We start from the raw sequence: 12460 nt of genomic DNA on the forward strand, positions 1-12460 counted from the left end.
GCCCCGGCGTGCGGCGGCGACCGCGGACCGGCCCACCGACGATGGGAGAACCATGCGCTGGGAAAGCGTTTACGTGGCGGGAACGGGTGCCTGGCTCCCCGAACCCTATCCCGCACGCGCCGCCGTGGAGGCGGGTGAGTACGACCCGGAGCAGTGGGAGGCCGACGGCCTGCGCTCCGTCCGGGTGGCCGGGGACGAGGTCGCACCGCCCGACATGGCCGTCCACGCGGCCACCACCGCCCTCAAGCGGTCCGGCGTGGACAGCGCCGAGGTGCGGCTGCTCCTCCACAACTACGTCTGGTTCCAGGGCCAGACCATGTGGCCGGTGGCGTCCTATGTCGCCGACCACGCCGTCCACTGGTCCGTTCCGGCCTTCGAGGTCAAGCAGGAGTGCAACGCCGCCGTGGCCTCGCTGGAGCTGGCCGCCCGCCATCTCACCACCGAGTCCGGCCCCGCCGCCGCCGTGCTCACCACCGCCGACCGCTTCGCCGAGCCGCTGATCAACCGGTGGAGCGCCGAGGCGGGGCTGGTCTACGGCGACGGCGGCACCGCGCTGGTCCTCTCCAACCGGGGCGGCTTCGCCCAGGTGCTGTCGACCGCCACCCGCGCCGACAACCGGATGGAGGCCCTGGCCCGGGGCGCCGGCCTCAGCCCGCTGCCCACCGCCGAGCCCTATGACCACGCCGCCCGCTTCGCCCACTATCTGCGCTCCCACGGCGGCAATATCCGCGAGGCCACGGACCGGCTGATCGCCATGGTCAAGGGCGTGGTCGACCAGGCCCTTGACGAGGCGGCCACCGACCGCTCCGACATCGCCTGGGCGGTCCTCCCGACCGGTGGCCGCAACAAGATGCAGTGGCAGGCCGAACAGCTCCTCGGGGTACCGGGCGAGCGCACCACCTGGGAGTTCGGCAGCCATGCGGGACATCTGGGCGCGGGCGACCAGTTCGCCGCCCTCAACGACCTCACCGAGCGGGGCGAGCTGGCACCGGGCGACCGGGTGCTGCTGCTCTCCGCCGGCCCCGGCGCCGCCAGCTGCGCCGTCCTGGAGATCACCGCCACGCCCGACTGGTCGTCCCCGGCCGCCGGCGAGCGGAACGCGGAGGAGGCCTCATGACCGCCGCCCAGTGGCCCGCCACGGCCGTGATCGACAATGCCGTGGGCACCCCCGGCGCGGCCCGGGTGGAGAACGCCGCCGAGGTCTTCCTCACCGCGGCCGTCGCCAAGGCCCCCGACGCCCCGGCCGTCCGCGACCGCTACGGCGTCTGGAGCTACGCCCAACTGGACGCCGCCTCCGACGCCTTCGGCCGGATCCTCGACGGGTACGGGATCGTCCCCGGCGACCGGGTCCTGGCCCGGGTCGGCAGCGTCCGGGAGTTCACCGCGCTGCTGTACGGGACCTGGCGCCGCGGTGCCGTCCTCGTCCCGATCAACCCGGGGATGAAGGCGTTCCACCTCAAGGCGGTCCTCGCCGACTCCGAGCCCTCGCTGATCGTCGCCGAGACCGCCGAGCGCGCCGGCGCCGACGGTCTCACCTGGCCCGCCGGGGTACCGGTCGCCGTCGTGGACGACCTGGACCTGAGCGGCGCGGCGGACGCCCCCGACGAGCGGGGCGAGCGGGAGGTTCCCGCCGACCGGCTGGCGCTGCTGATCTACACATCGGGCAGCACCTCCGCGCCCAAGGCGGTGGCCTGTCCGCACGGCCCGGTGGCGTACGCGGCGCGGGCGATAGCCGCCCGGCTGAACTACACCCCCGACGATGTGGTGCTCACCGCGGTCCCGCTCTCCTTCGACTACGGCCTTTATCAGATCCTGCTCGCCGCGCTGGCCGGCTCCGAACTGCTGCTCTCCGGCCCCGCCGACCACGCCCGGCTGCTGGGCTTCGCCCGGGACCACGGCGCGACCGTGGTGCCGCTGGTGCCCTCCCTGGGCGAGCTGCTGGTGCGGCTCGGCGGACGCGACCCCCGGCCGACCGGGATCCGGCTCTTCACCAATACCGGCGCCGCCCTCAACGCCCCGCTGATCGCCCAGTTGCGGGAGGCCTTCCCGGGCGCGGCGGTGGCCCCGATGTACGGCACCACCGAATGCAAGCGGATCACGATCCTGGAGCCGGACGGCGATCTCGCCCGGCCCGGCTCGGTCGGCCCGGCCCTGGACGGCACCGAGGTGCTCTCCCTGGACGACGACGGCCGTCCGCTGCCGCCGCGCGAGATCGGCGAACTCTGTGTCCGGGGACCGCATGTGATGGCGGGGTACTGGCGGGCCCCGGAGCCGACCGCGCTGCGCTTCCGGCACGATCCGGTGAGCGGGGTCGTCACCCTGCACACCGGGGACTACGGCTGGCTCGACGAGGACGGCCATGTCTACTTCCAGGGCCGCCGCGACGATCTCTTCAAACGCCGGGGCTCCCGGATGAGTTCGGTGGAGATCGAGGCGGCGACCCTGGACATCGACGGGGTACGCGAGGCGGCGCTGCTGGTGCCCGAGGAGGACCGGGACATGGTCCTCTTCGTCACCGGCGAGCTGACCGCGGAACAGGTACTGGGCCGGCTCGGCGAGCGGCTGGAGGCGGCCAAGGTGCCCGACCTCTGCCGGGTGCTGGACGCCCTGCCGCTCACCCCCAACGGCAAGACGGACCGCAAGGAGCTGCGCAGGCGGCTGGTGGAGGGAAGCGATGGCGACTGAGAGGAACCTGCCCGAGCGCGTCCTGGTCGAGCGGTACGGCAGTCCGCTGTACCTGTACGACCTGGCCAGGGTGCGCGCCGCGCTGGAGGATCTGCGGGCCGCGCTGCCCCAGCCCAGCCGGATCTACTACTCGCTCAAGGCCAATCCGCATCCGGGGCTCGTCGCCGAGCTGCGCCGGGGCGGTGCCCGTGCGGAGGTGACCTCGCGCGGGGAGCTGGCCGCCGCACTGGAGGCGGGGCACCCGGCCGCCGAACTGATGTACTCCGGCCCCGGCAAGGTGCGCGCGGAGCTGGACGAGGCCATCGCCGCCGGGATGCGGACCTTCTCCACCGAGTCCTTCGGCGATCTGGAGCGGATCGGTGAGGCCGCCGCCGCCCAGGGCGTCACCGCCGACTGTGTGCTGCGGATCAACGCGGCGGGCGCGCCGGGCCAGGCCGGGCTGCGGATGACCGGCGGGCCCTCCCAGTTCGGCTTCGACCTCGACGGTCTGGTCACCGAGCGGTCCCGGCTGCTGGCGAAGGGCACCCGGATCGTCGGGATGCACTTCTTCCCGCTCACCAACGCCCGGAACGAGGAGGGGCTGCGGGCCGAGCTGGCGCAGAGCATCCGCACGGCGGCGCAGCTCCGCGAGGAGCTGGGCATCCCGCTCCAGCTGCTGGATCTGGGCGGCGGATTCGCCGCGCCCTATGCCACTCCCGGGGAGCGCCCCGTCTACCAGGGGCTGCGGACCGCGCTGACCACGGTGCTGGACGAGCATCTGCCGGGCTGGCGGGACGGCGAGCCGGTGATCGCCTTCGAGTCCGGCCGCTATCTGGTCGGCGACAGCGGCCGGCTGGTGGTCACCGTCACCGATGTCAAGCACAGCCGGGGCAGCGACTACGCGGTCCTGGACTCCGGCATCAACCATCTGGGCGGGCTCGCCGGCCTCGGCCGGCTGCTGCCGCTCAACGCCCAGCCGCTGGAGCCCCGGCCGACCGGGCCCGCCGACGGCGAGGCCCCCGGGGACGGGGCGGCGGAGGAGTCCGGCACGGTCACCCTGGCCGGTCCGCTCTGCACCCCGGCGGACATCCTGGCGCGCGCCGCCGAGCTGCCCGGGGTGCGCTCCGGCGATCTGCTCGTCTTCCCCAATGTGGGGGCGTACGGGCTCTCGGCCAGCCTGCTGGGCTTCCTCGGCCACCCCGCCCCGGCGGAGGTGCTCGTGGACGGCGCCGAGACCGTCTCCGCGACCCGGCTCGCGCTGAGCCGCCAGCACATCCAGCCCGCACCGGAACCCCGTACGGAGGACATCGCCACCATGACCGAGATCACCGCCGAGGCGGATACGGCAGCCACCGGGACACCGCCCTGGGACGAGGAGTACGAGGCCCTGCTCTTCGAGGTGCTGCCGAGGCTGCGCGCCAAGGCGCCGCTCACCGACGCGACCAGTCTCAAGGCCGCCGGGCTCGACTCGCTGGCCATGGTGGAGGTGCTGGTGCGGGTGGAGTCGGCGTACGGGATCGCCATCCCCGACGCGGAGCTGGTGGCGGCGACCTTCGCCACCCCCGCCTCGCTCTGGCGTGTGGTGTCGGCCCTGCGGGAACAGGCCGTCGGCCCCGCCTGACCGGCTGATCGGGCGGCCGGCGGAGCCGGTCGCCGAGGAGAGAGGAGACCCTCATGCGCTGGGAAGGCGTGTACATCGCGGGAACCGGTGTCTGGCTGGGCGAGCGGGAGTCCGCGCGGTCGGCGGTCGACGCGGGTGCGTACGACCCGGAGCAGTACGCGGCGGACGCGATCGAGTCCGTCTCGGTCGCGGACGAGTCGGTGGCCCCGCCGGACATGGCGGTGCACGCGGCCACCACCGCGCTCAAGCGGTCGGGGCTGGACGCGGCGGAGGTGGAGCTGCTGATCCACAGCGCCATCTGGTTCCAGGGCGTCCCGATGTGGCCCGCGGCCTCCTATGTGGCCGGTCATGCCCTGGGGCGGGCCACCGTGGCCTTCGGTCTGGAGCAGGAGTGCAACGGCGGGCTCGGCGCCCTGGAGGTGGCCGCCCGGCAGGTCGCGGGCGGTGCCCGGGCGGCCATGGTGACCACCGCGGACCGGTTCGGCGCACCGCTGGTGCGGCGCTGGTCGAGCGAGCCCGGCTTTGTCTACGGCGACGGGGGCACCGCGGTGCTGCTGTCGGAGCGGGGCGGGGTGGCCCGGCTGCTGGCGACGGCGAGCGGCGCGGACAGCTCGCTGGAGGCGGTGGTGCGCGGGCCGGAGCTGAAGCCGCTGCCCACCGCCGAGCCGCTGGATCTGCTGGGCCGGGTGGGCCACTACATCCGGTCCCGGGGCAGTGTCCGGGAGGCGACCGAGCGGGTCGCGGCGGTGGTGGACTCGGTGGTGGAGACGGTCCTCGCGGACGCGGGCACCGACCGGGACGGCATCGACCGGGTGGTCGCGCTGGCCAGTGGGCGCAGCCGGCTGGAGTGGCAGCTGCCGCAGCTGCTCGGTATCCCGGTGGAGCGCTCCACCTGGGAGTTCGCCCGTACGGTGGGGCATCTGGGCGCGGGCGACCAGCTCGCCGGGCTCAACCATCTGCTGGAGGGCGGGGAGTTGCGGCCGGGGAACCGGGTGCTGCTGGTCGGCGGCGGCTCCGGTTTCAGCTGCACCTGTGCGGTGCTGGAGGTGCTGGAGACACCCGAGTGGGAGAGTTCCGGTACGGCGGGCTGACCCCTCGGCCCGGCCGTGGTGCCCCCGGGCGCGGCTCCACCGGAACTCCAGCGAGGTGCCGGATACTCCACTGTTCGACCGTTCCACGGCCGGGCGGCGGACCCGGCCGTCGACACCTCGACATCGAGGGGAAGAGATACATGGTGATGACCGAACCGACGGGTGCCACCCGGAGTTCGACCTCCGGCGGGGTGCGCCTCGCCTGGGGGGCGCTGGGCACCTTCCTGCTGGCCTGGGATGTCTTCGAGATGGCCAAACACCAGGGCTGGGTGATCCCGGGCGCCCTGGTGGGCGCCGCCCTGCCGCTGCTGCCCCGGCTGGTGGGGCGGGGCCGGGCGGAGGCGGGAAGACTGCCGTCCGGGCTGGTCCCGGCGCACAATCTGCTCAACCGTGCGGCGATCCCGTTCGGCATCATGGTGGTCTTCACCTTCCTGGGTGACAAGCCGGAGGACATCGCGGCGCCCTTCACCTTCGGGATGGCCTGGCTCACCGGTGTGGCGCTCTCCCGGGCGGCGGGCTTCGGCCTGGCGACGCCCGAGGGCTGGCAGCGCTGACCCGTATCCCCTCCCCCGGCGCGACCGCGCCGCCCGGCCCCGTACCACCGTGCACGGGGCCGGCACCGGGCCCGCGGCCCCCGTCTCCGGGGCGGCGGGCCCACCGTCGTTCCGGGCCCCACCGCCGCCCCGGGTGCGCCGTCCCCCCGGGTGCTCGGGTGCCCCGGGTGCTCCGGGCGGGACACCGACGGCGGGCTCCACCGCTGCTTCATCCATGCGCAAGGCCCTCCTGCGACGCTCGGCGGACAGTGCCATGTCCCACCGAACTCCCCGTACCTGGAGGCCACACGATGGACACCGCCTCACCGCAGCCCGCGGCCCAGGCCGTCCCGGCGGACGAAACCGAACTCCACTACCCGTTCCCGCGTCCCTCCGCGGTGGAGGTGCCACCGGTCTACGAGAAGCTGCGCGGCGAGTGCCCCGTCGCCAAGGTGCGGCTCCCCAGCGGCGACGACGGCTATGTGGTCAGCCGGTACGACGACGTCCGTACCGTCCTCTCCGATCTGCGGTTCAGCCGGGCGGCGATGCTCGCGGAGGGCGCGCCCCGGCTGACCGCCGCACCGCCGATGGGCGGCAGCCTCTTCACCATGGACCCGCCGGAGCACACCCGGCTGCGCAAGCTGGTCTCCCGTGAGTTCACCGCGCGCCGGGTGCAGAATCTGCGCCCCCGCATCCAGGAGATGACCGATGAGCTGCTGGACGGCATGGAGAAGCTGTCCCCGCCGGTCGACCTCAACCCGACCTTCGCCTTCCCGCTCCCCGTCATGGTCATCTGCGAGCTGCTGGGCGTGCCCTTCGAGGACCGGGACCGCTTCCGGGGCTGGTCCGACGCCTTTGTCTCGCTCACCTCGCACACCGCCGAGGAGGTGATCGAGCAGCGGATGTCGATGGTGACGTACCTGGGCGAGCTGGTGCAGCGCAAGCGCGACGAGCCCACCGACGATCTGATGGGCGCCCTGGTCCAGGTGCACGACGAGGACGGTGAGCGGCTCAGCGAGATCGAGCTGATCACCATGGGCATCACCCTGCTGGTGGCCGGCCATGAGACCACCGTGAGCATGATCGGGACCTGTGCGCTGACGCTGCTGCGCCACCCGGAGCATCTGGAGGCGCTGCGGAAGAACCCGGAGTCGGCCGACAAGGTGGTGGAGGAGCTGCTGCGGCTCAACCCCATCGGCGACGGCGGCCCGTTCCGTATCACCCTGGAGGATGTGGAGATCGCGGACACCGTGATCCCCCGGGGCAGCGGGGTCATCGCCTCGGTCTGCTCGGCCAACCAGGACCCGGGGCGGTTCGGCGACGCGCCGGGCGCCTTCGACCCGGCCCGGCCGACGGCCTCGGCCCATCTGGCCTTCGGCCATGGCGCGCACTTCTGCATCGGTGCCGCCCTCGCGCGCGCGGAGCTCCAGATAGCCCTCACCTCGCTGGCCCGCCGCTTCCCCACCCTGGCCCTCGCCGACGAGGTGGCCAACCTCAGCATGACCAGCGGCATGATGGTGCACGCGCTCCAGCGGATGCCCGTCACCTGGTGAGGCCGGTACCGCACGGACCACTGCCCGGATCCCTGGAGGAGGATCCGGGCAGTGGTCTTGTGGGGGGTGGATACGCGGTACGGGGGCAGGGCGGTACGGGGGTACGGGGGTCAGGCGCGGGAGACGGGCCGGGCCAGGACCTTCTTCGCCTCGATCGGGCCGGGCTTCTGGACCTGGAAGTAGGCGCGGGCCAGGACCCGGCGCTGGAGGGCGTGGCTGCTGCTGACCACCCGGTAGAGCGAGCGGCGGAAGATCCCGCCGGCCCGTCCGTCGAGGGCGAACAGCTTCTCCTGGCGGAGCTGGAGGCCGCGGGAGAGACGTACCGCCTCCTCCCGGGTGCGCTGGAACTCCTGTCCGGCGGCGAATAGCCGGTCCGCTCCCCCGCCGGCGGCGAACGCGTCGTCGAGGAGCGGGGCGAGGGTGACCGCGTCGATGATGGCGTGGTTGACCCCCTGGCCGAGGATGGGGGTGAGGGTGTGGGCGGCGTCGCCCATCAGGACCAGACCGGGCATGGACCACTGGGGCACCAGGGTGGTGAAGATGTCCAGCATGGAGGTCTCGGACCAGCTGTCGACCACGGTCCGTACCGAGTCGGAGAGTTCGGGCGCGAGCCGGTCGAGGCGCTCGTGGAGGGCGGTCAGCCCCTGGGCGCGCAGATCCCGCAGTCCGCCCTTGGGGATGTTGAGGCCCACCCGGACGCTGTCGGGGTGGGTGGGGATGAAGAGGCCGTGCTCACCGCCGAGGATGCGGATGCGATAGGTGTTGAAGTCCCACTCCGGCGGGAAGGGCAGCCGCAGCCAGATGACATCCCGGTCCAGCGGCAGCTTCTCGTACGGGAGTTTGGACATCTCCCGGACCTTGCTGAACCGTCCGTCGGCGGCGACGGTGAGCTGGGCGCGGACGGTCAGCTCACCCTCGGGGGTACGGGCGCGGACCCCGGTCACCGGGCCGCTGTCCCCGTTCTCCCGCAGCAGTCCGACGGCGGTGGCGCCCTGGCGGAGGGTGAAGCCCGGGTGCTCCCCCGCCGTCGCGGCGAGCGCGGCGAGCAGGGCGGGCTGCGGCAGTTCCACGGGATAGGGCTGGGGGTAGTCGAAGTCGGAGAAGTCGGTGCGCATCACCGTACTGCCGCCGTCGATGATCTCCATGCGGTGCATCTGGGCGTATTCGCCCTCCAGCCGGTCGAGGAGTCCGAGCCGGTCGAGCAGCCACACCGAGTCGGGGGAGACCGACTCACCGCGGAACGATCTGTTGAAGTGTCCGCTCTGCTCCAGGACCACCACCGATACGGAGCGCTTGGCCAGTTCCAGGGCGAGCGTGAGCCCGGCCGGCCCTCCTCCGACCACGCACACCTGTGCGGTCAGCTCTGCTGTCATCGTCTTTGCTGCCTCTCCAGCGGAGTCATGGTCGGTCGATCGTCCGGCGCCGGGCTAAAGCTGCCCTTGCAGGACCGGCCCCGACGAGGACCCGGGGCGGCGGCCGGCGGGTGGTCAGCCGGTGGCGCGCGGGGACTCCACCCGGACCTTGAGCGCGTCGGTGAGCGCGGTGAAGCCGGTCACGGTGCGGTCGTGCGTCCCGGCGGTGAAGGGGACGAGGGCCCCGGTGAAGACCTCCTCCTGGAGGACCCGGGTACCGCCGCCCTCGGGGCGCAGCTCGAAGGTGTGCACCCCGTCGAAGAGTCCGGGGATCCCGTCGGCGAGTCCGGGGAAGGGGAGGCGCCCGCGCCAGCGGAGCAGCCGCGGCGGGTCGCTGCGCAGGACCCGGACGGTGAAGCCGGTCTCCCGGCCGTTGTCGGACCGGCGCATCCGCAGCGAGAGCCGGGCGCCGGTCAGGGCGGTGCCGCTGCCGCGAACCAGGAAGGGGTTCCACGCGTGGAAGAGGTCGAAGGCGGTGAGCACCGCCCAGACGGCGTGCGGGTCGGCGTCGATATGGACGGTGGACGAGATCCGGCGCACGGCGGGCCCTCCTCGGGCTCTCCTCGGGCTGGGGGCCGGGGCGGGAGCGACCGCGCCCGGCTTCCGTCGGGCTGCGCGCTGTACCCGGCCCGGCGTCGCGGGCGGGGTGCCCCGCCCCCGACGCTACCGGTGGGCCCCGCGCGCGGGCACGGACGGCGGCGTCCGGCTCAAGCGGGGCTTTGGCGGTGCTCAGCAGGCTCTTCGGCGAGGGCTCGCTCCAGCGGGAATTCAGCGGCTTGCCCGACGATGAACGCTACGCGGCCCGTATGCGCTCCGTCCCCGACCCGGACGGCGGTGCGAGCCGTCCACGCGCCCCAACGCCCCCACCCTCCTCCGCGCCCGCCCTGCCCGTGGTCCCGGGGGAAGGAAGGAAGCCATGTTCTCCGCTCTGGGCTCGGCCCTCCACCGCCGACGAATCGCCGTCCTGTTACTGGCGCTCGTGGTCACCGTGCTGGCCACGGCCTACGGGGGGAGTGTCTCGGAGAAGCTCACCAATGGGCTCTCCGACTACGACGACCCGAGCGGCGGCAATGTCGCCGCCCGGGAGACCATCGCCCGTGCCACCGGCATCGACCCCCAGCAGGGGTATGTGCTGCTGGTCCGCACCGACGAGAAGGTGACGGCGGGCGCGCCCGTCCCGGACGAGGTCAAGGCCGCCGGGGAGCTGCTGCGTGCGCGCCCCGAGGTCAAGCAGGTCGTCGACGCCTCCTCGGCCGCCGGATCGGCGCTGATCTCCCGTGACGGCCGCAGCACCATCGTGGTCGGCGCGGTGCGGAGCATCTCCGACAAGACCGCCGTCGACGCCGAGGAGGCGTTGCAGAAGGCGATCAAGGCCGATCCGCTGCTCGCGGAGAGCACCTCGCTCGGCGGTGCCACCGCCGGCCATGTCCAGGTCGGCAAGATCTCGGACGAGGATGTCACCAACGCCGAGATGATCGCGTTCCCGATCACCCTGGTCGTGCTCTTCCTGGTCTTCCGCGGTCTGGTGGCGGCCTTCGTCCCGCTGCTCGGCGGCATTGTCTCGCTGCTGCTGACCATGGCGGGGCTGCGGCTGACCACGGACTTCATGACCGTGTCGGCCGGGGCGATGAGTCTGGCGTTCGCGCTGGGCCTGGGTCTCTCCATCGACTTCGGGCTGCTGATCGTCTCCCGCTTCCGGGAGGAGGTCGGCGAGGGCCGGGACCGTGCCGAGGCGGTACGCAACACGGTGGCCACGGCGGGCCGTACGGTGCTGTTCAGCGCGCTCACGGTGGCCGCCGCGCTGGCGGCGCTGACCGCCTTCCCGCATCCGTATCTGCGCTCCATGGGCTTCGCCGGTGTGATCACGGTGCTGTCGGCGGCGCTCTTCGCCCTGGTGGGGCTGCCCGCCCTGCTGGGTGTGCTCGGGCACAGGATCAACTCTCTCGCGCCGCGCCGCTGGCAGCGCACGGCGGGCACCACGGCGAAGTCCGAGGGCCGCTGGCACAAGATGGCCTCCGGGGTCATGCGGCGTCCCGGTATGTTCGCCCTGATCGCCACGGGTGTGCTGCTGCTCATCGCCTCGCCGCTGGCCGGGGTCCGCTTCACCGGTGTCGACCCGTCCCTGCTGCCGCAGGAGACCAGCGCGGGCCGGGTGGCGGCGGATATGTCACGGGAGTTCGACGACCCGGGGACCTCTCCCCTCCAGATCGTGCTGACCACCGACGGCAGGCCCGACTCCGCCCGGCTGAATGAGTATGTGCAGAGGATCGAGGACGTTCCGGGTGTCGAATCCGTCGCCGCGCCGTTCGAACTGGACGGACGGCACTGGGAGATCGACGCCGTGCTGGCGGGCAACCCGCTGGACGACTCGGCGAAGGACGCCGTGGACTCGGTGCAGGAGCTGACCACCCCGTACGCGGCGAACTTCACCGGCACGACGGCGGACTATCTGGCCCAGGAGGAGAGCATCGGCGACCATCTGCCGCTCGCCGGGGCGATCCTCGCCGGTGTCACCCTGCTGCTGCTGTTCGCCTTCTCCGGGGCGATCGTGCTGCCGCTGATGGCGCTGGTGATGAACACCCTCTCCACGGGTGCCGCGTTCGGCTTCCTGGTCTGGGTCTTCCAGGACGGCAATCTCGGCTTCTCCGCCCAGAACGGGCTGGAGGCCACCACTCCGCTGCTGGTCTTCGCGCTGGCGTTCGGTCTCTCCACCGACTACAACGTCTTCCTGCTCAGCCGGATCAAGGAGGCCCGCGCTTCGGGGCTGAGCGAGCGGGAGGCGGTCGCCAAGGGGCTCTCCCAGACCGGCTCCATCGTGACCTCCGCCGCCGTCCTGTTCTGTGTGCCGGTGGGCGCGCTGGCCGCCTCCCGGCTGGTGTTCATCCAGGAGCTGGGCCTGGGCGCGGCGTTCGCGGTCCTCATCGACGCGACGATCGTCCGGGCGCTGCTGGTGCCCTCGCTGATGACCCTGCTGGGCGCGGCCAACTGGTGGGCCCCCGCCCCCCTGCGCGCCCTGCACCGCAAGGTGTTCCCCGACCGGAAGGAGGCGCCCGCCGCCCTCCACACCGTTCCCGTCAGCGTCGCCGGGTCCGGTGCGGAGACGGAGCCACGCGATCGGACCCCCGCCTCGGTCAAGTGAGGCGACCCCGTCACGCCGGTTGACCGGCGTCCCGCCCCGCGTCCTCTCCCCGAGGCCGCGGGGCCCGGTCCGTCCGGCCCCGGTGTACCTGCCGCATAAGTCCATGGGTTGATGCGCGAGAGTCCAAACGGGCCTCTTGCGCATCAGCCGTTTCAGCGGCCAGGGTCCTCCACGAGGTCATGACAACCGGCAGCGGACCATCAGCTCTCGTGGAGGCTCGATGAACGACGCAGGACACCCTCAGACGGGCGGCCCGGGCGGCACCGGCGGCAGCCCGGGCCCCGACGGCGACTTCGACAGCGGCTCGGCCGGGGGCTCCGTCAGCGGCCCCGTCGGCGGTACGGAATCCGGGGCCGGGGCCGCCGTACCCCCGACCCGCCGCACCGTGCTGCGGACCACGGCGGGGGTGGCGGGCGCCGGGCTGGCCCTCGGCGGGCTCGGCGCGGT

Annotated in this window: 9 protein-coding genes and 1 pseudogene; 8 read left to right on the plus strand and 2 right to left on the minus strand. The window is 73.1% G+C overall.

Going from position 1 to position 12460, the window contains the following annotated elements; translation table 11 throughout:
- The first annotated feature begins 52 nt into the window (after positions 1–52).
- The 6 genes from ABT354_RS36495 to ABT354_RS36520 all read left to right on the plus strand — a co-directional run bounded on the left by ABT354_RS36495 (position 53) and on the right by ABT354_RS36520 (position 7462).
- The gene (locus ABT354_RS36495; protein WP_351502055.1) at positions 53–1117 is read left to right on the plus strand and encodes a ketoacyl-ACP synthase III family protein; all 1065 of its coding nucleotides are present in this window, start codon (positions 53–55) and stop codon (positions 1115–1117) included.
- A complete protein-coding gene (locus tag ABT354_RS36500; protein WP_351502057.1) occupies positions 1114–2685 on the plus strand; it encodes a class I adenylate-forming enzyme family protein in 1572 nt (523 codons plus the stop codon). The genes ABT354_RS36495 and ABT354_RS36500 overlap by 4 nt, the downstream gene beginning before the upstream one ends.
- On the plus strand, positions 2675–4285 hold the full coding sequence (locus ABT354_RS36505; RefSeq protein ID WP_351502059.1) for a phosphopantetheine-binding protein: 1611 nt from the start codon (positions 2675–2677) through the stop codon (positions 4283–4285). Before ABT354_RS36500 ends, ABT354_RS36505 begins: the two co-directional genes overlap by 11 nt.
- 53 nt (positions 4286–4338) lie before the next feature.
- Positions 4339–5376, plus strand: a complete 1038-nt coding sequence (locus ABT354_RS36510) for a ketoacyl-ACP synthase III family protein (protein WP_351502061.1) — start codon at positions 4339–4341, stop codon at positions 5374–5376.
- Between the two features lie 146 nt (positions 5377–5522).
- Complete coding sequence (locus ABT354_RS36515; protein ID WP_351502063.1) at positions 5523–5930, plus strand: hypothetical protein; 408 nt, start codon at positions 5523–5525, stop codon at positions 5928–5930.
- Between the two features lie 290 nt (positions 5931–6220).
- Positions 6221–7462, plus strand: coding sequence for a cytochrome P450 (locus ABT354_RS36520; RefSeq protein ID WP_351502065.1), 1242 nt, complete (start codon positions 6221–6223; stop codon positions 7460–7462).
- Between the two features lie 110 nt (positions 7463–7572).
- Here the strand turns inward: ABT354_RS36520 and ABT354_RS36525 are convergent, their stop codons facing one another.
- Both ABT354_RS36525 and ABT354_RS36530 read right to left on the minus strand, forming a co-directional pair.
- Positions 7573–8835: an FAD-dependent oxidoreductase gene (locus ABT354_RS36525; protein ID WP_351502067.1), complete on the minus strand. Its 1263-nt coding sequence runs from the start codon at positions 8833–8835 to the stop codon at positions 7573–7575.
- Between the two features lie 114 nt (positions 8836–8949).
- A complete protein-coding gene (locus ABT354_RS36530; protein WP_351502069.1) occupies positions 8950–9414 on the minus strand; it encodes an SRPBCC family protein in 465 nt (154 codons plus the stop codon).
- Between the two features lie 376 nt (positions 9415–9790).
- Here ABT354_RS36530 and ABT354_RS36535 point away from each other — a divergent pair, with 376 nt between their 5' ends.
- Positions 9791–12013 carry an MMPL family transporter gene (locus ABT354_RS36535; RefSeq protein ID WP_351502071.1) on the plus strand — a complete coding sequence of 741 codons (2223 nt, stop codon included), beginning with the start codon at positions 9791–9793 and terminating at the stop codon, positions 12011–12013.
- A 220-nt stretch (positions 12014–12233) separates the two neighbouring features.
- Positions 12234–12460 (plus strand): annotated as a pseudogene (locus ABT354_RS36540) (hypothetical protein); the annotation flags it as partial.

Origin of the sequence: Streptomyces sp. NPDC000594 (assembly GCF_040299965.1) — a bacterium.
Lineage (GTDB): Bacteria > Actinomycetota > Actinomycetes > Streptomycetales > Streptomycetaceae > Streptomyces.

Excerpts from the sequence above, each read along its gene's own strand:
- ABT354_RS36495 (WP_351502055.1), top strand. The coding sequence starts at position 53 with ATGCGCTGGGAAAGCGTTTACGTGGCGGGAACGGGTGCCTGGCTCCCC.
- ABT354_RS36500 (WP_351502057.1), top strand. The coding sequence starts at position 1,114 with ATGACCGCCGCCCAGTGGCCCGCCACGGCCGTGATCGACAATGCCGTG.
- ABT354_RS36505 (WP_351502059.1), top strand. The coding sequence starts at position 2,675 with ATGGCGACTGAGAGGAACCTGCCCGAGCGCGTCCTGGTCGAGCGGTAC.
- ABT354_RS36510 (WP_351502061.1), top strand. The coding sequence starts at position 4,339 with ATGCGCTGGGAAGGCGTGTACATCGCGGGAACCGGTGTCTGGCTGGGC.
- ABT354_RS36515 (WP_351502063.1), top strand. The coding sequence starts at position 5,523 with ATGACCGAACCGACGGGTGCCACCCGGAGTTCGACCTCCGGCGGGGTG.
- ABT354_RS36520 (WP_351502065.1), top strand. The coding sequence starts at position 6,221 with ATGGACACCGCCTCACCGCAGCCCGCGGCCCAGGCCGTCCCGGCGGAC.
- ABT354_RS36525 (WP_351502067.1), bottom strand. The coding sequence starts at position 8,835 with ATGACAGCAGAGCTGACCGCACAGGTGTGCGTGGTCGGAGGAGGGCCG.
- ABT354_RS36535 (WP_351502071.1), top strand. The coding sequence starts at position 9,791 with ATGTTCTCCGCTCTGGGCTCGGCCCTCCACCGCCGACGAATCGCCGTC.